The organism is Herbaspirillum sp. GW822-FHT03A08, assembly GCF_058801885.1.
Window position 1 is genome coordinate 365976 of record NZ_JBXANR010000005.1, and the last position, 19944, is coordinate 385919.

The 19944-nt window shown below is 59.0% G+C and carries 19 protein-coding genes; 13 read left to right on the plus strand and 6 right to left on the minus strand.

The window, feature by feature from the left end:
• Nucleotides 1-88 precede the first annotated feature (88 nt).
• Complete coding sequence (locus AC1RN6_RS17835) at nucleotides 89-703, minus strand: OmpW/AlkL family protein (RefSeq protein WP_493006784.1); 615 nt, start codon at nucleotides 701-703, stop codon at nucleotides 89-91.
• A gap of 330 nt (nucleotides 704-1033) precedes the next feature.
• Between AC1RN6_RS17835 and hemN the strand changes: the two genes are divergently transcribed.
• Complete coding sequence (hemN, locus tag AC1RN6_RS17840; RefSeq protein WP_493006785.1) at nucleotides 1034-2464, plus strand: oxygen-independent coproporphyrinogen III oxidase; 1431 nt, start codon at nucleotides 1034-1036, stop codon at nucleotides 2462-2464.
• A 115-nt stretch (nucleotides 2465-2579) separates the two neighbouring features.
• On the opposite strand, the gene fnr is transcribed toward hemN, so the two are convergent.
• Nucleotides 2580-3338, minus strand: coding sequence for a fumarate/nitrate reduction transcriptional regulator Fnr (gene fnr, locus AC1RN6_RS17845; RefSeq protein ID WP_493006786.1), 759 nt, complete (start codon nucleotides 3336-3338; stop codon nucleotides 2580-2582).
• A gap of 277 nt (nucleotides 3339-3615) precedes the next feature.
• Here fnr and AC1RN6_RS17850 point away from each other — a divergent pair, with 277 nt between their 5' ends.
• On the plus strand, nucleotides 3616-5208 hold the full coding sequence (locus AC1RN6_RS17850) for a hypothetical protein (RefSeq protein ID WP_493006787.1): 1593 nt from the start codon (nucleotides 3616-3618) through the stop codon (nucleotides 5206-5208).
• A gap of 4 nt (nucleotides 5209-5212) precedes the next feature.
• Here the strand turns inward: AC1RN6_RS17850 and AC1RN6_RS17855 are convergent, their stop codons facing one another.
• A complete protein-coding gene (locus AC1RN6_RS17855; protein ID WP_493006788.1) occupies nucleotides 5213-6178 on the minus strand; it encodes an AraC family transcriptional regulator in 966 nt (321 codons plus the stop codon).
• A gap of 163 nt (nucleotides 6179-6341) precedes the next feature.
• On the opposite strand from AC1RN6_RS17855, the gene AC1RN6_RS17860 reads away from it, so the two are divergent.
• Nucleotides 6342-6710 (plus strand): hypothetical protein, encoded by a 369-nt coding sequence (locus AC1RN6_RS17860; RefSeq protein ID WP_493006789.1) that lies wholly within the window; start codon nucleotides 6342-6344, stop codon nucleotides 6708-6710.
• Between the two features lie 83 nt (nucleotides 6711-6793).
• On the opposite strand, the gene AC1RN6_RS17865 is transcribed toward AC1RN6_RS17860, so the two are convergent.
• A complete protein-coding gene (locus AC1RN6_RS17865) occupies nucleotides 6794-7252 on the minus strand; it encodes a nuclear transport factor 2 family protein (RefSeq protein WP_493006790.1) in 459 nt (152 codons plus the stop codon).
• Nucleotides 7253-7308: 56 nt separating this feature from the next.
• Nucleotides 7309-8220, minus strand: coding sequence for a 5-dehydro-4-deoxyglucarate dehydratase (kdgD, locus tag AC1RN6_RS17870; protein ID WP_493006791.1), 912 nt, complete (start codon nucleotides 8218-8220; stop codon nucleotides 7309-7311).
• A gap of 564 nt (nucleotides 8221-8784) precedes the next feature.
• On the opposite strand from kdgD, the gene AC1RN6_RS17875 reads away from it, so the two are divergent.
• From AC1RN6_RS17875 to AC1RN6_RS17900, 6 genes are all read left to right on the plus strand, one after another.
• Nucleotides 8785-9654: an NAD-dependent epimerase/dehydratase family protein gene (locus AC1RN6_RS17875; protein ID WP_493006792.1), complete on the plus strand. Its 870-nt coding sequence runs from the start codon at nucleotides 8785-8787 to the stop codon at nucleotides 9652-9654.
• A gap of 467 nt (nucleotides 9655-10121) precedes the next feature.
• The gene (locus tag AC1RN6_RS17880) at nucleotides 10122-10925 is read left to right on the plus strand and encodes an amino acid ABC transporter permease (protein WP_493006793.1); all 804 of its coding nucleotides are present in this window, start codon (nucleotides 10122-10124) and stop codon (nucleotides 10923-10925) included.
• Nucleotides 10922-11575: an amino acid ABC transporter permease gene (locus AC1RN6_RS17885; protein WP_050478149.1), complete on the plus strand. Its 654-nt coding sequence runs from the start codon at nucleotides 10922-10924 to the stop codon at nucleotides 11573-11575. Before AC1RN6_RS17880 ends, AC1RN6_RS17885 begins: the two co-directional genes overlap by 4 nt.
• A complete protein-coding gene (locus AC1RN6_RS17890; protein WP_408168654.1) occupies nucleotides 11559-12320 on the plus strand; it encodes an amino acid ABC transporter ATP-binding protein in 762 nt (253 codons plus the stop codon). Before AC1RN6_RS17885 ends, AC1RN6_RS17890 begins: the two co-directional genes overlap by 17 nt.
• A gap of 57 nt (nucleotides 12321-12377) precedes the next feature.
• The gene (locus tag AC1RN6_RS17895) at nucleotides 12378-13172 is read left to right on the plus strand and encodes a transporter substrate-binding domain-containing protein (RefSeq protein ID WP_493006794.1); all 795 of its coding nucleotides are present in this window, start codon (nucleotides 12378-12380) and stop codon (nucleotides 13170-13172) included.
• 71 nt (nucleotides 13173-13243) lie between these two features.
• Nucleotides 13244-13444 (plus strand): hypothetical protein, encoded by a 201-nt coding sequence (locus AC1RN6_RS17900; protein ID WP_493006795.1) that lies wholly within the window; start codon nucleotides 13244-13246, stop codon nucleotides 13442-13444.
• Between the two features lie 101 nt (nucleotides 13445-13545).
• On the opposite strand, the gene AC1RN6_RS17905 is transcribed toward AC1RN6_RS17900, so the two are convergent.
• Nucleotides 13546-14802: an NRAMP family divalent metal transporter gene (locus AC1RN6_RS17905; RefSeq protein WP_493006796.1), complete on the minus strand. Its 1257-nt coding sequence runs from the start codon at nucleotides 14800-14802 to the stop codon at nucleotides 13546-13548.
• 222 nt (nucleotides 14803-15024) lie between these two features.
• Here AC1RN6_RS17905 and AC1RN6_RS17910 point away from each other — a divergent pair, with 222 nt between their 5' ends.
• From AC1RN6_RS17910 to AC1RN6_RS17925, 4 genes are all read left to right on the plus strand, one after another.
• Nucleotides 15025-15471 (plus strand): DUF4186 domain-containing protein, encoded by a 447-nt coding sequence (locus AC1RN6_RS17910; RefSeq protein WP_493006797.1) that lies wholly within the window; start codon nucleotides 15025-15027, stop codon nucleotides 15469-15471.
• A 216-nt stretch (nucleotides 15472-15687) separates the two neighbouring features.
• A complete protein-coding gene (locus AC1RN6_RS17915) occupies nucleotides 15688-18102 on the plus strand; it encodes a catalase (protein ID WP_493006798.1) in 2415 nt (804 codons plus the stop codon).
• Nucleotides 18102-19157, plus strand: coding sequence for an acyl-CoA dehydrogenase family protein (locus tag AC1RN6_RS17920; RefSeq protein WP_493006799.1), 1056 nt, complete (start codon nucleotides 18102-18104; stop codon nucleotides 19155-19157). The genes AC1RN6_RS17915 and AC1RN6_RS17920 overlap by 1 nt, the downstream gene beginning before the upstream one ends.
• Nucleotides 19145-19936, plus strand: coding sequence for a PIG-L deacetylase family protein (locus AC1RN6_RS17925; protein WP_493006800.1), 792 nt, complete (start codon nucleotides 19145-19147; stop codon nucleotides 19934-19936). Before AC1RN6_RS17920 ends, AC1RN6_RS17925 begins: the two co-directional genes overlap by 13 nt.
• Nucleotides 19937-19944: the final 8 nt, after the last annotated feature.

Genomic DNA, 19944 nt, shown 5'->3' on the forward strand with positions numbered 1-19944 from the left:
ATCCGGATAACGAAAAAATTTCCCTTGTCGTCCCCGCGCACGCTGGGACCCAGTGACGTCAAACGCACCTCAATTGCCTGCGCACAAATCAAAAACGATAACCCACGCCGACACCGATCAGCCAGGGATCAATTTTCACCGTACTCAGCTTGCTGCCGTTGGCTGCCAGCACATCGCTGCGGATCTGCACTTTCTTCACGTCGAAGTTGATCAGCCAGCGGCTGTCCAGCTTGAAGTCGACACCTGCCTGCAAGGCGCCGCCGATGCTGTGGTTCTCCAGACGCGCGCCGCCATTGAGCAGGTTGACGTCGGAAATGCGCGTGTAGTTGATGCCGGCGCCGACGTATGGGCTGACGGTCGAGGAGGGCGTGAAGTGGTACTGCGCCAGCAAGGTCGGCGGCAGGTGCTTGAAGCTGCCGATGTTCTGGCCGTCCAGACGCACATCATGTTTTTGCGGATAGGTCAGCACCAGCTCGGCAGCCCAGTTGGGCGTGAAGAAGTAACTGATGTCGATTTCGGGAATGGTCTTCGAGCTGACGCTCAGGCGATCCGGGGCGCCGACGCCGCCGATGGGATCGGACTTGTTGTCCGGGCTGATGTTGACGGCGCGCACGCGCACCAGCCAGGGGCTTTCTTGTGCAGCGGCAAAGGAAGAGGCGGTCATGGCGCCGGTCAGGGCCAACAGCATTGCGATCTTTTTCATGATAATTTCCCCGCGCTTCCTTTCAATGAAAGCGCCTTGTAGTGAATAAATTTTGCAACTGAAGTTTGCGATGCAGCGAAATGTACGCGTGATGCCGCCGGGGAGATTTGATGTCGATCAAAAAAGAAAAAGAAGCTCGCCGCAACGGCGCAAAGAAGTCCGCACCAAGCCGCGCCGGATGGCTATTTCAGCCGCGTTTGCGGGCCTTTTGATATAGGTCAACATTGGCAACGGCCGACCTGATTAGACTTGCCGTGATCGGGCCGCTCGCCGTGTCACCTCGACGCGGCAACCCAGCAATATTTTGCGGTCGCCTCAGGAGCTAAAAACATGGTGGTATCCGCAATGCCGATGGTCGCCGAACCATCTGTCGAATTCGATGCGCAACTGGTGCGCAAGCTCAGCCAGCCGGGACCGAGATACACGTCCTATCCGACCTCGGACCGCTTCAGCGACGCCTTCGGCTATCGCGATTATCTACAGGCAGTGTCAGGCATGCGCACGCGCGGCAGCCGTAATCCCTTGTCGCTGTATGTGCATATCCCGTTCTGTGAAAACATCTGCTACTACTGCGCCTGCAACAAGATCATCACCAGGAACCGTGACAAGGCGGCGACCTATCTGAGCTATCTCAAACACGAGATTGAAATGCAGGGCCGGCTGTTCGACGGCATGAACCAGGTCGAACAACTGCATCTGGGCGGCGGCACGCCGACGTATATCTCCGACGCGCAGATGGCGGACCTGATGGCGCATGTGCAGCGCTGGTTCCGTTTTGCCGATGACGAGTCGGGTGAATATTCCATCGAGGTCGATCCGCGCACCGTATCCGCCGAGCGCGTCGCCAGCCTGCGCAAGCAGGGCTTTAACCGGCTCAGCCTGGGCGTGCAGGATTTCGACACAGTAGTGCAGAAGGCCGTCAATCGCCTCCAGCCGGAACACCTGACGCTGGACATCATCCGCGCCGCGCGTCAATCCGGTTACCGCTCCATCAGCATCGACCTGATCTACGGCCTGCCGGGGCAGAACGTCATCAGCATGGCGCAGACGCTGAACAAGGTGATCCGCGCCGCGCCTGACCGCATTTCGCTCTACAGCTATGCGCATCTTCCGCATCTGTTCAAGCCGCAACGCCGCATCGATCCGGAGGAATTGCCGGGGGCAGAGGCCAGGCTGGATATGCTGGCGCTGGGCATCCGCCGCCTGACTGACGCCGGTTACGTCTACATCGGCATGGATCATTTCGCACTGCCGACGGACGACCTGGCCATTGCGCAACAGCAGGGACGCTTGCACCGCAACTTCCAGGGTTATTCCACCCATGCGGAATCCGACATGGTGGCCTGCGGCGTTTCGGCCATCAGCGCGGTCGCGTCGACCTACAGCCAGAACGTCAAGACACTGGACGAGTACTACGACGCCATCGACAAGAACGAGCTGCCCATCGTGCGCGGCATCCGCCTGAACATGGACGATGTGTTGCGCCGGCTGATCATCCAGCGGCTGATGTGCAATTTCGAACTGTCGATCGCTTCCATCGAGACGGCTTATCCGATCACCTTCGGCAATTATTTCGGTAGCGAGCTGGAAAGTTTGCGCCGGCTGGAGGAGGATGGTCTGGTCATGATCGACGGCGAATGGATCACTGTCACGACCAAGGGACGCCTGCTGATCCGCAATATCTGCATGGTATTCGACCGCCACTTGCAGAGCGCACTGCAGCAGCAGGTTCAGCCGCAGCGGTATTCGCGCACGATCTGATGCAGTGATTCTTGTCCTATCGCCGTCTTCCCGGTGAACGCCGGGGTCCAGCGTCGTGACCACGGTTGATACGACGCTGGGTCCTGACTTTCGTCAGGACGACAGTCATTTGCGGTCAGGCCATGGGGCAGGTTTCCGCGCCGGCCGCCAGCGCCTTCAGCCGGTCCGGATCCAGCAACCGGATCTCGCGCTTGTCGACGCCGAGCCAGCCCAGCTTGCGGAAGCGCGACACCAGGCGGCTGATGCTCTCTATCGTCAGGCCGAGGTAGTTGCCGATTTCCTCGCGTGACATGCGCAGCTGAAAGCAGGTCGGCGAATAACCTCGCGCCGCATAGCGTGAGGACAGATTGACAAGAAAGGCAGCAAACCGTTGTTCCGCGCGCATGTTGCCGAGCAGGAGCATGGCGTTTTGTTCGCGCGTGATTTCCTGGCTCATGATGCGGTGGAAGTGGCGCAGCAGCGTCGGGATGATGCCGAATAATTCTTCCAGCCGGTGAAACGGAATCTCGCACACCTCGCTGTCTTCCAGCGCGGCGACGTTACAGTGATGCTTGTCGGTGCTGATGGCATCCATGCCCATCAGCTCGCCGGCCATCTGAAACCCTGTGATCTGCTGCTCGCCGGCAGGATTCAACTGATACGTCTTGAAATGGCCGAGACGGATCGCGTACAGACTGCCGAACGGATCGTCCATGCGATACAAGGTGTCACCGCGCGCCACGCGGCGCCGGCGGCCGATGATCTGGTCGAGCCGATCCATATCGGCATTGTCGAGTCCCATCGGCAGACACAACTGGTGCATGCTGCAGTTGGCGCAACTGGTTTTCATGGGAAGGAAACCGGCGGATCGCTGGATCAGTTGGGAATTGCTCATGGCGTGGAGACGTACGAATACCCGCACGGATGGTTGTTTTATCCAATATAGCGCAGGGAGAAGGTCGGCAGAGTACGCGGAGCAGGGTATCTGGCGGTCTCTTGATCTGGATCAAGAGACGACGTTTCATTCAGACGAAATTTGCCTTTTGTGTGCGTTCCGGTAAAAAGACGGTGGTAATCATTAACCGAAAAGAATTGTAAAGATTCTCCGTGGATGGCCGTAAAGCACCTATCGAGGAGTGAGGTGCTCTTCGTCCGCACATTAGATTGCCACTATGACAAACGTGTCTTCGCTAGGGGTGCCGAGCCCCGCCGTATCGTCTTCGGTACCGACAGCCAAAGCAGCAACGCCGTCCAGCAGTTCTTCCGCTCAGAACTCCGCACAGTCCTTCACCACAGTGACGCTCGGCCAGTCCGGCGGCAGCGCACAGGTTTATACCTTGCCGACCGCCAAACCGCCCGAGCCGCCGGTCTGGGAGAACGCGTCCGGCGATGCCGTCAGCAAGCTGATGGGGGCGAACAACAACGCCTCCACGCTGGGGCTGCGATTCAAGGACCTCGGCGCCGCTTTGCTGGGCCGTTTTGATACCGGCTCGACCGGATTCTCGCAATCGGTGATGCAGTTTGCATCCGGCATGGCGCCGGGCAATGTGCTGGAAACGACGATGCAGTCGCAGTTGCACAAGACTCCGGACAATCAGATCAGCCTGAGCATCCAGACCGTCGGCGGAGCGCAGGTGGAATTGACGCTGGGCAGCACCGACACCGGCCTGGCCGTCGACGTAAAAGTCACCAAGGGCACCTTGAGCGATAGTGACCGCGAGGCCTTGTCCAAGCTTTCCGGCGCTTTTCAGAAGGCCATCGACGGATTGACGGCCAATCCTCCGCACATGGATCTGACGGGGCTGACCCAGTTCGATACCACGGTGCTGGCATCGGTCGACCTGCACGCGAGTGTAAAGGTGAACGGCGATAACCAGATCATCGATTTCCATGCCGACAGCAAGGCGCGCTCGGTCAATTCCAGCGGTCCGCTGGGCGCAATGAAGGTTGCCGTCGACCTGACCAATCCCGCCATCATCGGCACCGCCAAACAACAGGCGCAGGCCATCGCCGGCTACCTCAAGCAATTCGACTACGAACAGACGCGCGGCCATGGCGATGCGTCGCTGATGGGGATGTTCAAGGATGCGTTTTCGCAGATGAACAGCAACTATCCGGCGTCGCAACAGCAAGCCGGCATGCCCGGAGTCTTCAAGCTGAATGCGGAAGACCACAGCCTGCTCACCGGGTTGGCCGATTTCACGGCGTCGGTCACGCAAAACAGCCAGTTCAGCAATCCCATGCATTCGAATGAATCGGACAGCTTCGCCTACGATGTTTCGCAAAGCAGCAGCGTCAAAGGAAACGGACAACTGAACCGCGCCATCACGCAACGCCAGCAATCGCACCTGACCGCCAGCTACCACGAACCGCTGACGCCGGGACTGCAATTGAAGTTGACGACCGACAAGAATTCGCAGAACTACTATTACACTCAGATCGACGACCGCGCGAGCAGCCAAGCCAGTATTGCCTACGATCTCGGGACACTGACCAAGGCCTCGCTGACTCAGTCGGCCAGCCAGTCCAAGCGCGTCCAGAAATATGTGATGGGCAATCTGGAATCGGACGTGACGACGCCATCGTCGTCGTCATGGGTGATGGATTACCTGACCCAATTCAAGGCGGCGCAGTCCGCCAACAATAATCGTACGTCGCAAGACAGTTACAGCTGGGAACAGACACTGGCGTCGATCAACAGCATGGCAGTCTTCCAGGCGGATCCGGCGCAGCTGAGCGGCCGGACATCCAAGTCCTTGCATTGATCTCTCATGCGGCTTGTTCAGCTGGTTCGCCGGTGATGTCCTTCGCCTGACGGCGATAGGCGCCCGGCGCGATGCCGCTCCAGCGTTTGAAGGCTTTGTTGAACGCGGCTTCCGATTTATAGCCGACGTTTTCTGCAATCGCCGCCAGCGCCCGGTCTGAATGCAGCAGCATGTCGCCTGCGCGAAACATGCGCCAGTGCGCCAGATAATTCAGCGGCGGCCGTCCGAGCTTTTCCTTGAAACGCTGAGCAAACGCCGAACGGGACATGCCGGCGGCAACCGCCAGCGCATCGACCGTCCATGCCGCCGCGACATCGCGGTGCAGCGCGCGTAGCGCTTGTCCGATGCGGCGGTCGGACAGGGCGGCCAGCCAGCCGACTTCTGTTTCCGGATCCAATGTATGCATGTAGGCGCGAACCGCCTGGGCAAAGATGATGTCGGCGAGGCGACTGATGATCAGGCCGGAGCCCAGATCACGCTCCGCCGTCTCCATCGCCAGCAGTTGCAATGAGGCTTGCAGGACCTGCGTACGCGCATCATTCATGCGTATGAGCAAAATCGGCGGCAGGGTGTCGAGCAACGGCCTGGCGCCGCGCTCATTGAAGTGGAACCAGCCGCTGACAATCGCTGCCGTTGAGACGCCGTCATCTCCTGCTGTGCCTAGCGTCACCAATCCATCCACGCTGTTGCGTACAACGTCGATGCAATTCTCCAGCGGCGAATCGGGCGCATCCTGCAATTGGTAAGCCGCGCCATGCGGGATGAAAAAACAATCTCCTGCAACCAGTTCGATGGGAGCTGCTGCCTTGTTATCCATGGTCAGCAAGGCTCGTCCGCGCACCATCAGGCCGAAGCGGGTCGTACCGTCAAGGCGCCGGGTATTGAGTCCCCACGGGGCGTTTGCTTCGAGTCGGGCGTAGAGTGCGCGCTCCATGCGCATGGCTGCGAGCGCTTCGTCGAGAGGATCCATGGTGAAAGAATGGACGATAGGACAATAAATGTAGCGTACTGAGCATGGATCGTCCAATCATCTATTACTACACTGGCGGCTTAGGTATGCGTCAATCAGAGCAAGGCACATCCGACGCCTTTGCTGATTGTCGCCATTCATCTCAACCAGACAGGACACGACTATGACACTTCAGGCACAAACATTGGCGGACCGCTACGTATCGGTGTGGAATCAACCGGACAACGCAGTAAGGCGCGAACACATCCAGGCGCTCTGGGCCGTCGATGGCGCACATTATGTGAAAACCCGCGAAGCACGCGGTTATCGCGAGCTGGAAGAACGGATTGCAGGCTCTTTTGAAAAGAACGTCGAGATCAACGGCAATCTGTTTCGCGCCGTCCCTAATGCGCAGTTGCTGCGCGACGTTGTTATCTTCAATTGGCAAATGATCCAGCCGGCGACAGGTGATGTGTTGGCAACCGGATTGGAAGTCTTGCATGTCGATCCGTCGGGAAAGATTCTGATCGACTATCAGTTCATTGTGAGCTGATTTTTCGCTGCGCCGTGATCTGACGGCCATAAAAAAACCGAAGCCGCAGCTTCGGTTTTTTGTTTTCCGACAGCAAACCTGAATCAGGTCGGCGCCGCAAAACGTACTGCCTGGCGCGCCAGCAGATGCCAGTGGCCGCCGGTCTTCTTCCAGACCATCAGGATCTTCAACGAGACATTGCCCGGCTTGCCGGAGTCATTGGTCGCTGCTGTCAGGGTGTGACGCACGACGGCCACGTCTTGCTGCACGTTGACGGTCTGGTCGGACAGGGTGATGGTGACGAAGGTCGATTCGCCGCTGACCAGTTGGCCGATGAACTCTGCCTTGGTTTGCACGACGCCGTTCGAGTGGCCGTAGCTCAGATGGTTGTCGACCAGTTGTTCCAGCGAAGCGCGGTCGATCGGGGAAGTCATGGCGGCACGCAGTTTTTCAACGGCGGTCGCAACGGCTTGTTCGTCGGCTGTCGGTGCTGCGGCAGCGCCTTGTGCAATGACCATCGAGCATGCCATGGCGCTGCAGAGGTACATCCATTTCTTGAACATCTAGTCTCCTTGGGTTTTAGTGAGGTACGGCGGTAATCTCTGTTGTTCTTATGTACTTATTGCGGCCCCATCTTGGCGATCAACGCCGCCAGCGCTTCGCACTCGGCGCTGTTCAGATCGGTCAGCGGCGGACGCACCGGACCGGCGTCGTGGCCGACCAGGCGGGCGCCTGCCTTGACGATGCTGACCGCATAGCCCTGCATGCGGTTGCGGATTTCCAGGTAGGGCATGAAGAACTCGCGCAGCAGGCGGTGCTGGGTTGCCATGTCGTCGTTGGCGACGGCGTGATAGAACTCCATCGCGGTTTTCGGGATGAAGTTGAACACTGCGGAGGAATACACCGGCGTGCCCAGCGCCTTGTAGGCGGCTGCATAGACTTCCGCAGTCGGCAGGCCGCCGAGATAGGCAAAGCGGTCGCCCATCTTCATGTAGATCGAGGACATCAGTTCGATGTCGCCGATGCCGTCCTTGAAGCCGACCAGGTTGGGGCAGCGCTCAGCCAGACGCGCCAGGGTGGCCGGCGTCAGGCGGCACTGGCCGCGGTTGTAGACGATCACACCGAACTTGACGCTCTTGCAGACGGCTTCCACGTGCGCCGCCAGACCGTCCTGGCCGGCTTCGGTCAGGTAGTGGGGCAGCAGCAGGATGCCGTGCGCGCCGGCTTTTTCAGCGGCCTGGGCGCATTCGATGGCGTAGCGGGTCGGGCCGCCGGCGCCGGCGATGATCGGCACTTTGCCGCGGCAGGTTTCGACCGCGGTCTGGATGATGGTCGGATATTCCTGGCCCGTCAGCGAGAAGAACTCGCCGGTGCCGCCTGCGGCAAACAGGGCGCTTGCGCCGTAAGGGGCCAGCCATTCCAGACGCTCGATATAGCCACGGCGATTGAAATCGCCATTTGCGTCGAAGTCGGTCAGGGGAAACGAAAGCAGGCCGGAGCCCATGATGGATTTAAGTTCTTGTGGCGTCATGATGGCATTGATGAGTGGCAGGAGTGGCTGAAGAATGTCTCGATTTGGATTGGAATTATTTGTTATCAGTCATCATACAATGTGATTTCTGAATTTGCCAATGGCAATGGAAGACTTTTTATGGGTCTCAATGGAAGAGGACAGGTTGGAGTGGGAAGTTTGGTGCAGTGCGCAGACAAGTCAATTTGCGAGTAAATTCAATGATCAGTATTTGCTTTAACTATCAATCTTAATTGATTGAATTTATTCAAATTATTTAAAAATAAATATTTAAAGTGATTTCTCATTTGCGCAAATGGAAGTAAGTGTGAAAAACAAGAAATTTGATGCGCTGCAATGCAAGAATATTTTATTTTTACCTCGGACTTTGTTTGACAAGGAATTGAGGCGAGGCCGATAATCCTTGCTCGCGTTATAAGACAACGTATCACGCGAAAGTCCGGGCAAATAGGTCGCGCGCCAGTGATCCAAAGCGGAAAAGACCTCCGGCAGTTATATAAAGCAAGTGCTAAAGCAAGTGCAAGCAGCTCCCCGAATACCCTACCGATACTGGAAACACTGAACATGGCCGACCAAGCAACAACCTCAAACACGGCAGCATCCGATTCGCATTCATCCCAAGTTGGTCAGAAGTTTGGCCGCCTGTTGCTGACCGGCGCCGGCGGCGGTCTGGGCAAAGTCCTGCGCCCGCGGCTGGCGGCATTTGCCGAGGTGTTGCGTGTGTCCGATCTGGCCGCCGCTTTGCCCGGCGAGGCTGCGCCGCATGAAGAAGTGGTTCCCTGCAACCTGGCCGACCGTGCAGCAATGGATGCACTGATCGCCGGTTGCGACGCCATCGTGCATCTGGGCGGCGTCTCGGTCGAGCGTCCTTTTGAAGAAATTCTGGAAGCCAATATCAAAGGCATCTTCCATGTCTACGAAGCGGCACGCCGCCATGGCGTCAAGCGCGTGATTTTCGCCAGCTCCAACCATGTCACCGGTTTTTACCGCCAGGATGAAAAGATCGATGCCCGGGATCTGCGCCGTCCGGACGGCTATTACGGCTTGTCCAAGTCCTATGGCGAAGACATGGCGCAGTTCAACTTTGACCGCTACGGCATCGAGACCGTCAGCATCCGCATCGGCTGGTCCTTCCCGGAACCGAAGGACCGCCGCTCGCTGGCCAGCTGGCTGAGCTACGACGATCTGACCGAACTGCTGCGCTGCTGCCTGTTTACACCGAACGTCGGCCATACCGTGGTCTATGGGATGTCCGACAATCCATCGACCTGGTGGGACAATCGCTACGCGGCGCATCTGGGCTTTAAGGCGCGCGACACGTCGGACATTTATCGTGCCAGGATCGAAGCGCAGCCGATGCCGGCAGCGGACGATCCGGTGCGTGTCTATCAGGGCGGCATTTTTACTGCCACCGGGCCTTTCGATCCGAAATAATCACATCGGAGAAGTGCACCTGTTGCCGCCAAATAAACCCTTTGATGGCAATAGGTGAATGCGCACATTTTTTAATTGTATGTTATCGTACATCTATGCTATCTTTGCTCCGCTTGAGGCAAAAGCAGCAAGCAAGGGTGGATAGCAAGATAGTTAACCTGGTTCATCATCCGGCAGGAGACAGCGCAATGTTGCCGGTCATGAGCGAGGAGTAGCGAGACGGTAGTAGTGACGGTGAGCGACAGTAACCAATAACAATAACGCCCACACCGTATGCACGCGACGCAATCGGAGGGGAGCTGCACAAATCCCGCTGATGACGCCGCAAGCTCAGGGAAATCGATCGTTTTTTCGATCTGTATCATTCACGGCGGTTCGCCTTTTTTTGTTGGCGGTTTCCTCGTGTCCTCCACTGTCATTACATCGCCGAGCAGAGTAGAACGCCACGTATAAAGGGCATCATCGGCATGGGTTTTTCACTTAATTTTGGTCCTCTTGCGCCGTACTGGCCGGTCTTCCTGACCGGTGCATGGCTGACGCTGAAGATGACCACAGTCGCAATCGTGGTCGGGGTCTCAATCGGCACGCTGATCGCATTTCTCAAGCGCGGCAGCAACCGCTTCGTTTCCAAAGCTTGTTCCGCCTATATTGAGGCGGTACGCAATACGCCTTTCCTGGTGCAGATTTTCTTGCTGTACTTCGGGCTGGCCAGCCTTGGCATTCACATGCCGACGTTTGCCGCTGCCGTATTGGCGATGATCATCAATATCGCCGCCTATGCGGCGGAAATCATTCGCGCCGGCCTGGAATCGGTACCAAAGGGACAGATCGAAGCGGCCGAATGCCTCGGCCTGTCGCGCTGGCGCATCGCGTGGCACGTCATGTTGCAACCATCCATCGAACGCGTCTATCCGGCGCTGACCAGCCAGTTCCTGCTGATGATGCAAGCTTCGGCAATGGCGTCGCAGATTTCGGCGGAAGAGCTGACCGCGATCGCCAACACCGTGCAGTCGGATACCTTCCGCTCGCTGGAAACCTACATCGTGGTCGCCTTCATGTATCTGGCGCTGTCGATTCTGGTCAAGCTGCTGGCATGGGGTTTCGGTGAATACCTGTTCAAGCGCCGCCGCGTCATCCGTCGCGCCGCGCTGGAAATGGCGCGCCGCCGTCCGCCTGCCATCCCGCCATTTCAGGCAAATGTTGCAGCAGCGGCTGCAGGCGCAGCCGCCACAACAACAACACCTTCGAACACCAACGGGAGCGCATCATGATCGGCAGTTTCTCCTGGGGACATTTCCTTTATCTGGTGCAGTCGATCTGGTGGACGCTGGTGTTGTCCGGTCTGGCCTTTATCCTGGGCAGCATCGGCGGTTTTGCCGTGATGCTGGCGCGCATTTCGCCGCGCCGCTGGCTGTGGATGCCGACGCTGGTGTACATCGAGTGCATTCAGGGCATTCCGCTGCTGATCCTGCTGTTCATTGTCTACTTCGGCCTGTCGGTGTACGGCTTTGCCTTGCCGGCACTGGTGGCCGCCGGTCTGGCGATGATGGTCTATACCAGCGCCTACTTGGGCGACATCTGGCGCGGTTGTGTGGAAGCGATGCCGCGTCCGCAATGGGAAGCTGCTGAGTGCCTGTCGCTGACGCGCTGGCAGACGCTGCGCCTGGTGATCATTCCGCAGGCGTTCCGCCTGTCGCTGCCGCCGACCGTGGGCTTCCTGGTGCAAGTCATCAAGATGACTTCGCTGGCGTCCGTGATCGGATTTATCGAACTGACCCGCGCCGGTCAGATTATCAACAACTCAATTTTTCAGCCTTTCCTGATTTTCAGTCTGGTAGGGGTGTTCTATTTTGTACTGTGCTACCCGCTCTCGCGCTGGAGTGAATCGATGGAGAATAAGCTCAATGTCAGCAACCGTTAATACCCCTGTTGGCCAGGCAGGCCCTATCGTCAAGGTCGACCAGATCTATAAGAGCTTTGGCTCCAATCAGGTACTGAAGGGTGTTTCCTTCGAAGTACAAAAGGGCGAGATGATCGCCATCATCGGCGCCAGCGGCTCCGGCAAGAGCACCGCCCTGCGCTGTATCGATCGCCTGGAAAAAGTCGACTCCGGCACCATCGACGTGTGCGGCATGCGTGTCGACGATCCGCATATCGACCTGCACAAGCTGCGTCAGGAAGTCGGCATCGTATTTCAAAGCTACAACCTGTTCCCGCACCTGACCGTGCAGGAAAACATCATGCTGGCGCTGCGCCACGTCAAGCAGCAGCCGAAAGCGCAAGCCCTGACCGTGTCGATGGCGGCACTGGAGCAAGTCGGCCTGGGCAACAAGGCCGACGCTTATCCCGAACAACTGTCGGGCGGCCAGCAACAGCGCGTGGCGATTGCCCGTTCGCTGGCGATGGCGCCGAAGGTCATGCTGTTCGACGAAGTCACCTCGGCGCTCGATCCGCAACTGACCGGCGAAGTGCTGCGCGTGATGGAAGATCTGGCGGCGGGCGGCATGACCATGCTGCTGGTGACGCATGAAATGGCCTTCGCCAAGCGCGTGGCCGATCGCATCATTTATATGCACCAGGGCACCGTATGGGAAGTCGGCCCGGGTGAAATGCTGGACAACCCCAAGACGCCGGAACTGCGAGCCTTCCTGAACAACGGCCTGTAATCCGACATTCTGATTTTTATTTTTTCATTGCAACACAATCAAACCAAGGAGACCTGCATGAAACTGAATCAACTCTTCGCCCGCACCTGTATCGCTGCACTGCTGACCGCCGGTCTGGCGCACGTCGCCATGGCTGACCAGCTCGACGACATCAAGAAGGCCGGCAAGGTCCGCGTGGCGATCGCCATGGGCACGCCGCTGTTCAGCTTTGCCGACGCCAACCTGCAACCAGCCGGTTCCGACGTCGAAACCGCCGAGCAATTCGCCAAAGATCTGGGCGTGAAGCTGGAAATCGTGCCGGTCACCAACGCTGCACGTATCCCGACACTGCAAGCCAACCGTGCCGACGTCGTCATCGCCGACTTGTCGATCACGCCTGAGCGCTCCAAGGTCGTTGACTTCTCCGTGCCTTACGCTGTCATCACCATCATCGTCGGCGGTCCGAAGAGCATGCAGATCAAGGACTACAACGACCTCAACGGCAAACGTATCGGCCTGACACGCGCCACCGTCAACGACACGCTGACAACGGCACAAGCCAAGGGCGCCGAAATCGTGCGCTATGAAGACGACGCCACCCTGATCACATCGATGGTGACCGGTCAGGTCGAGATTTTCTCGAGCACACCGTCCAACCTCGGCGAAATGATCAAGCGCGCACCAGGCAAGAATCTGGAATTGAAGTTTGCGCAAAAAGACTTCGACCTGGGCATTGCGTTCAACCAGAACCAACCGCGTCTGAAGGAGTGGATCAACAACTGGGTCCTGACCAATCACCGCAACGGCAAGCTGGATGCAATCTACGTGAAATTCCATGGTCGTCATCTGCCTGCATCTGTCGCCAAACAATAATCCGGCATAACCAACAAAAACAGCTTGTGTATCGTCCCTGCTTTGGTGGGGACGAACTGAAAGCCGCTCTGATGAGCGGCTTTTTTATTGGCGGAGATGGCTACCGTCGCTGGCGTCAAAAAAGTGAGACGGTCATTGAAGATCTTGCAGAGGCGCCGAAAGATTGCCAAAGTGACGGCGCCATGATGATCATTCCCGGAAAATGCACGACGAAAGCGGAGGAGGAAGAACTTCCGCCGCACGGCTTTCCCGGAAATGAGTCACCATGGTAGGCGCTGAGAAAGCCCATGCCTATGTGCCTGGGACCGATTCGGGCGTAAGAGTATGTTGTCGGACCTGACAGAGAGAGACTACAGGCGGACAGCGTAAAACGTCACAGCATGGTGGCAGCCATCCCCAGCACGGAGGCCAGCATCGCCGCGGTTGCGCACCAGCCGAGAATGCGCATCTTGATGCCGATCACGAATCGGCCCATGATGCGCGGGTTGACCGCCATGAGCATCATGATCACCATTACCGGCACGGCGATGACGCCATTGATCACCGCACTCCAGAACAGCGCCTGGATGGGATTGACCTTGCTGAATGCCATGCCGACGCCGAGCAGGGTTGCCACAGCGATGACGCTATAGAAGCGTTTGGCCTTCTGCGGTTTGTCTTCAAGACTGTTTTTCCAGTTGAAGGCGCCGGCCATGGCGTACGCTGCCGATCCCGCCAGTACGGGGATGGCCAGCATGCCGCAGCCGATGATGCCGACGCTGAACAAGGCAAACGCCCATTCACCCGCCACCGGTTTCAGGGCAGCCGCAGCTTGCGTGCTGCTCTCGATGAGATGGCCACCATGCTGATGCAAGGTGACGGCGGTGGTCAGCATGATGAAAAACGCCACGGCATTGGATACGCCCATGCCGACGCAAGTGTCGAATTTCATCCGGGAGACGCCCTCAGCAGCTTCGTCCGGGCGACGTTTGAGCGCGTCTGCTCTTGGTGCGCGATGTTGTTCCTCGACCTCTTGCGATGCCTGCCAGAAGAACAAGTAGGGGCTGATGGTGGTGCCGAAGATCGCCACGATCATCGTCAGATAGTCGCTGTTGAAGGAAAGATGTGGAATAAAAGTGCGCGTCCATACCTCCGCCCAGTCGATATGCAAGGCAAAGATCGTTCCGACGTACGCAAACAGCGACAGCGTCAGCCACTTCAGGACATTGACGTAGCGTTGATAGGGGACCATTACCTGCAAGATGATGGAGATTACACCCAGCGCCAGCGCGTAAATATGATGCGGACCGCCGATCACCAGCGTAACGGCGTCGCCCATGGCGACCAGATCGGCGGCGATGTTGATGACATTGGCAATGAGCAGCAGCGCTACGATGAGGTAAAGCAGCCAGCGCGGGAAGTAGCGCCCGATGTTGGTCGCCAGCCCATGCCCGCTGAACGCGCCGATGCGTGCGCTGACGATTTGTATGCCGACCATCAAGGGATAGGTCAGCAGAACCGTCCATAAGGTATTGAATCCGAATTGCGCACCGGCTTGCGAATAGGTGGCGATCCCGCTGGGATCGTCGTCGGCAGCGCCGGTGATCAGGCCGGGGCCCAGCCTTTTTAGCCACGAAACGGATTTTGTCATTGTTATTCACGGAGCAAGCCGGGTTGTTACGGGACTTTCCTTGTCTGGCACGATAACCACGGGACGAAGAAATCGATGTCGGCGCACATCCTCTTGTGGCGTAGGAAGGCGGCTCGAGAAGGTAATGGTGAGGCGAAATCCGACAGCGCAATCAGCGTATGCCTACTGCATCCCGGCAGCGAGGGCGCTATGATAAATTCGTCGCCACTCCATACGGACGCCATGTTTCCACCAGACCTGATTGTTGACCGGCTGCAGCATTCGGCCTTTCGTCGCCGCTTCACCCTCAAGGCACGCGAATATAGCTACTTGCAGGAGCACGGGCTGGAAGAGGTATTGCAGCATGCCGAAAGCTTCATCGCCACGCGACTGGCGCCGGCGCAGCCGGAGAAGGACGGCAAGCAGACCCCGTTTCGCGGCCATCCGGTCTTTGTCGCACAGCATGCAACGGCGACATGCTGCCGCTCCTGCCTGGAGAAATGGCACGGCATCGGCATGGGCACCGCCCTGACTACGCGCGAGACACAGCATGTGATCGACATGCTGGCGCATTGGCTGCAACATCAGGAAGCGCCATCTGAAGCCGCGCGTCCGACAAAGAAGAAAGCCGCAAAATCTCCCGCTCGCCAAAACGCCGCCGTCGACCAACGTCAAGGCGTGCTGTTCTGATTCCCTCGCCCGGTCTGTTTGCACACGCACTCCCGCCGCGCCCGCTTCAAAAAATATTCAACGGGCCGGGTTCAGCAAGTCTGACATTCAAACAAGACATCCGCTTATGTTGTCCGCCGTGCTTTGCTTCTACGCTAGCTTCGAGTCGGCGTGGCGCGTGATTCTTTGCTCGCGCATGCGTTGTCATTCATGCGCACAAACGAAGAGGCAAACATCATGGCAGTAAAGAAAAGCGGCAACGGCAGCAGCAGCGAAGGCGCCGGTTCGGTGCTCGGCACCATGTCCGGCGCGGCCGAAGTCAACACAAACGCAGGCAAGAAAACCATTCCGCCCGACTTGCTGAAAAAAGTCACAGGAACGGCCGCCTTGTCGGCAGGCATTCCCAGCAACGCAAGCAAGCCGGACAAGATGATCAGCAATCGCGACAATCCCGCGATCGCCTCCGCCGGCATCACTGCCAAACCGTCCGGACCACAGGTCACCGGCAGCAGCATCAGTGAAACCGTGGCGTCGCCCAAGACCGGCGCCGGCAAGCCGGTGCCAGGCAACAACGCGGTTAGCGGCGATCTGGATCGCGTCCGCGTCGACTCCGGCGCGCAGGCGCTGACCACCAATCAGGGCGTGCCGGTTGCAGACAACCAGAATTCTCTCAAGGCCGGCGTCCGTGGACCGACCGCGCTGGAAGATTTCATCCTGCGCGAAAAGATCACGCATTTCGACCACGAACGCATTCCTGAGCGTGTGGTACATGCGCGCGGATCGGCGGCGCATGGCTACTTCGAAGCCTATGAAGACCTCAGTGAGCTTACCCGTGCCGCGCCCTTTGCGGCCGCGGGCAAGCGTACCCCCGTGTTTACCCGCTTCTCGACGGTGGCCGGCGGCGCAGGTTCTGCCGACACTGTGCGCGACGTGCGCGGTTTCGCGGTGAAGTTTTATACCGACGAGGGCAACTGGGATCTGGTCGGCAACAACATTCCGGTGTTTTTCATTCAGGATGCGATGAAGTTTCCTGATCTGGTCCATGCGCTCAAGCCGGAACCGCATTTCGGTATGCCCCAGGCATCCAGCGCACACGACACATTCTGGGACTTCGTATCGCTGATGCCCGAGTCCACGCACATGCTGCTGTGGCAGATGTCGGACCGCGCCATCCCTCGCAGCTACCGCATGATGCAAGGTTTCGGCGTGCACACCTTCCGTCTGGTCAACGCCGAAGGCAAATCCGTCTTTTGCAAATTTCACTGGACGCCGCTGGCTGGCACGCATTCTCTGGCCTGGGATGAGGCGGTCAAGATCGGTGGCGCGGACCCGGACTTCCACCGCCGCGATTTGTGGGAAGCGATCGAATCGGGTCATCCGGCAGAATGGGAAATGAGCCTGCAAATCTTCACTGAAGAAGAAGCCGAGAGCTTTGACTTCGACGTGCTGGATCCGACCAAGATCGTGCCAGAAGAGTTGGTGCCGCTGAGGCCGGTCGGAAAAATGTTGCTCGATCGCAATCCGGATAATTTTTTCGCCGAAACCGAGCAGGTCGCCTTTTGTACGGCCCATATCGTGCCGGGCATCGATTTCAGCAACGATCCCTTGCTGCAAGGACGCATCCATTCGTATCTGGATACGCAGATCAGCCGGCTGGGCGGCGTCAATTTTCACGAGTTGCCGATCAATGCGCCGCTGGCGCCGGTCCATAACAATCAACGCGATGGCATGCATCGCCAGGCGATTCACCGCGGCCGCGTGTCGTACGAGCCGAATTCTCTTGGCGGCGGCTGTCCGTTTCAGGCCGGCGCCGCCGGGTTCAGCAGTTTTCTTCAACCGGTGGAAGGCGACAAGGTCCGCGCCAAACCGGAAAAATTCGCCGATCACTACTCCCAGGCCAAACTGTTCTGGAACAGCCAGTCTCCTGAAGAACAACGCCACATCATCAAGGCTTTCCGCTTCGAACTGACGCGCGTACAGACGCCGGCAATCCGCCAGCGCGTCGTTTCCCTGCTGGCTAATGTCGACGATCTGCTCGCCGGCGGCGTGGCCGAAGGCCTGGGTTTCGCAGTTCCCGATCCTGCACCCGGTGCGGGAAACAGCGATACCGTCTATGAGCCGTCGCCGGCGTTGTCGCTGACGTTCTATCCGGGCAACGTTGGCATTGCCACGCGTCGCGTCGCGATCCTTGCTGCCGACGGCGCCGATACCCAGACCATCGGCAGGATCTGCGACGTGTTGCTGGAGCAGGGCGCGGTGCCGCGATTGCTAGCCCCCAGACTGGGACTGATCGCCGGCCTGGACAATGTTCCACGCCAGGCCGACATCACCATCGACGCCGCGCCGTCAGCGCTGTACGATGGACTGATCATTGCTCCCGGCGAGGCCAGTGTCATCAGCCTGTGCGAGAACGGACTGGCGATCGAATTTCTCAAGGATCAATACCGGCATTGCAAGCCCATACTCGCCCTCGGCGCTGCCGCCAACATGATCGACCGCGCCGGGCTTCCTGCAGCATTGCCGACCGGCGATCAGGATTTTTCTCTTATCAATGCGGCGCCGGATCAACTTGACGAAGCGCTGGCGCAGTTCATCCAGGCACTGGCCGGTCCGCGTGAACTCGGGCGTGAAACCGACCCGCCGGTGATCTGATGGCGACCTCATCCAATAAGGATGCCGGCACCGCCAAAGTGGAGGCGCTGGTCGAGTTCCTCGCGACCCCGGAGGCGCAATCGGATGCGGGCCAGCTGCTGTGCGCCCTGATCGATGGCGGACTGGACAGTCTTCCCTTGCCGGGGGCCGGACAAACCTTGCAGCGCTGGCGCGCCTTGGCGGTGGTGGCGGCGCACGACCTGAGCCTGGTCAAGCTGTATGAAGGACACACCGATGCGCTGGCGATTCTGGCGGAAGCCGGAATGGATTTCGCACCGCCTCTGAGCGTCTGGGGAACGTGGTGCGCGGAACCTCCGCAGGCCCGTTTGCAGATTCATCCTGCGGCCGCGGAAGAAAGCGGACTGGTTGTGATCGACGGCGTCAAGGCGTGGTGCTCGGGCGCTGCGGTGCTCACACATGCCATTGTCAGCGGTTGGAATGCCGAAGGACAGCAGTGCCTCGCTGCAGTCGATCTGGACCAGCCCGGCGTCACGACTGCCGACGAAGGATGGCATGCCGTCGGCATGGCGCAGACCAGAAGCGTACAGGTTCGTTTCGACAAAGCGCGCGGCACGGCCGTAGGTGCGCCGGGATTCTATACCGGCCGCTCCGGCTTCTGGCACGGAGGCGTAGGGATCGCTGCCTGCTGGCATGGCGCTGCCGCAGCGTTGGCCGGCTATCTGCGCCGGCATCTGCAGGGCAGGGACGATCCGCACGCCCTGGCGCATCTGGGACGCGCGGACGTGGCCTTGAGCGCTGCTGCAGCGAGCTTGCGCGCAGCCGCACAATTCATTGACGACGCGCCGGCAGCAGACTGTTACCGCACTGCCATGCGCGCGCGTCTGGCCGTTGAGCAGGCGGCCAATACGGTGATCTATACCGCCGGTCGCGCCCTCGGGGCCGCGCCGCTCTGTCAGGATCCATGGTTCGCCCGCATGATGGCCGACTTGCCGGTGTTCCTGCGCCAGAGCCATGCGGAACGGGATCTTGCTGCGCTGGCGCAATCGGACGTTCAGCATGGCGAAATTGCGGGAGTAGACGAATGGCAACTCTGACGCAGACAACATCCGCGCCACCTGATGCCGAGGTGGCATATCCGGCAGACAGGGCCACCCTGGAACGCCTGTGGCGCGATGACCCGCATCTCGCCGAAGTTCCGGAGGTGCGTCCGGAGACGCTGGTATCGCCGGGCTCACGCGCCGTCGTCGTAGCGCCGCATCCTGACGATGAAGTGCTGGGCTGCGCCGGCCTGCTGATGCAACTGGCGCAGACAGGCAGCGCCATCCTGCTCATTGCCGTCTCGGACGGCGAAAAAAGCCACGGCGACGAATCGGTGTTCAGCGCCGGCTTGCTCTCGCACGTGCGTCCGGCGGAAACGGCGCAAGCCATGGCGCGGCTGGGCATCGCCAATATCGACATCATGCGGGCGCACCTGCCCGATGGCCGCATCACTGAATTCCGCACCAAACTGGAGGATCTGCTGAGCGCTTATCTGCAAGCGTCCGACACCGTTCTTTCCACCTGGCACCTTGACGGCCACCCGGACCACGAGGGCGTCGGCCGGGCCAGCATGGCCGCATCCCGTGCCGCCGGCTGCCGCCATATTGAAATCCCGATCTGGGCCTGGCACTGGCGTACGCCGGACAACCCCGGCATTCCCTGGTCGCGCGCGCGCAAACTGCCGCTCGACCGGGAAATGCAGGCGCGCAAAAAGGCCGCGCTGGAGAGTTATCGCAGCCAGCTGGAACCGGATTTGTCCCTCGGCAGCGCCGCGATCCTGCCGCCGGAAGTGCTGGCGCATTTCACGCGTCCTTATGAGATTTACTTTGTCTGAATATTCTG

Excerpts from the sequence above, each read along its gene's own strand:
- AC1RN6_RS17835 (WP_493006784.1), bottom strand. The coding sequence starts at position 703 with ATGAAAAAGATCGCAATGCTGTTGGCCCTGACCGGCGCCATGACCGCC.
- hemN (WP_493006785.1), top strand. The coding sequence starts at position 1,034 with ATGGTGGTATCCGCAATGCCGATGGTCGCCGAACCATCTGTCGAATTC.
- fnr (WP_493006786.1), bottom strand. The coding sequence starts at position 3,338 with ATGAGCAATTCCCAACTGATCCAGCGATCCGCCGGTTTCCTTCCCATG.
- AC1RN6_RS17850 (WP_493006787.1), top strand. The coding sequence starts at position 3,616 with ATGACAAACGTGTCTTCGCTAGGGGTGCCGAGCCCCGCCGTATCGTCT.
- AC1RN6_RS17855 (WP_493006788.1), bottom strand. The coding sequence starts at position 6,178 with ATGGATCCTCTCGACGAAGCGCTCGCAGCCATGCGCATGGAGCGCGCA.
- AC1RN6_RS17860 (WP_493006789.1), top strand. The coding sequence starts at position 6,342 with ATGACACTTCAGGCACAAACATTGGCGGACCGCTACGTATCGGTGTGG.
- AC1RN6_RS17865 (WP_493006790.1), bottom strand. The coding sequence starts at position 7,252 with ATGTTCAAGAAATGGATGTACCTCTGCAGCGCCATGGCATGCTCGATG.
- kdgD (WP_493006791.1), bottom strand. The coding sequence starts at position 8,220 with ATGACGCCACAAGAACTTAAATCCATCATGGGCTCCGGCCTGCTTTCG.
- AC1RN6_RS17875 (WP_493006792.1), top strand. The coding sequence starts at position 8,785 with ATGGCCGACCAAGCAACAACCTCAAACACGGCAGCATCCGATTCGCAT.
- AC1RN6_RS17880 (WP_493006793.1), top strand. The coding sequence starts at position 10,122 with ATGGGTTTTTCACTTAATTTTGGTCCTCTTGCGCCGTACTGGCCGGTC.
- AC1RN6_RS17885 (WP_050478149.1), top strand. The coding sequence starts at position 10,922 with ATGATCGGCAGTTTCTCCTGGGGACATTTCCTTTATCTGGTGCAGTCG.
- AC1RN6_RS17890 (WP_408168654.1), top strand. The coding sequence starts at position 11,559 with ATGTCAGCAACCGTTAATACCCCTGTTGGCCAGGCAGGCCCTATCGTC.
- AC1RN6_RS17895 (WP_493006794.1), top strand. The coding sequence starts at position 12,378 with ATGAAACTGAATCAACTCTTCGCCCGCACCTGTATCGCTGCACTGCTG.
- AC1RN6_RS17900 (WP_493006795.1), top strand. The coding sequence starts at position 13,244 with ATGAGCGGCTTTTTTATTGGCGGAGATGGCTACCGTCGCTGGCGTCAA.
- AC1RN6_RS17905 (WP_493006796.1), bottom strand. The coding sequence starts at position 14,802 with ATGACAAAATCCGTTTCGTGGCTAAAAAGGCTGGGCCCCGGCCTGATC.
- AC1RN6_RS17910 (WP_493006797.1), top strand. The coding sequence starts at position 15,025 with ATGTTTCCACCAGACCTGATTGTTGACCGGCTGCAGCATTCGGCCTTT.
- AC1RN6_RS17915 (WP_493006798.1), top strand. The coding sequence starts at position 15,688 with ATGGCAGTAAAGAAAAGCGGCAACGGCAGCAGCAGCGAAGGCGCCGGT.
- AC1RN6_RS17920 (WP_493006799.1), top strand. The coding sequence starts at position 18,102 with ATGGCGACCTCATCCAATAAGGATGCCGGCACCGCCAAAGTGGAGGCG.
- AC1RN6_RS17925 (WP_493006800.1), top strand. The coding sequence starts at position 19,145 with ATGGCAACTCTGACGCAGACAACATCCGCGCCACCTGATGCCGAGGTG.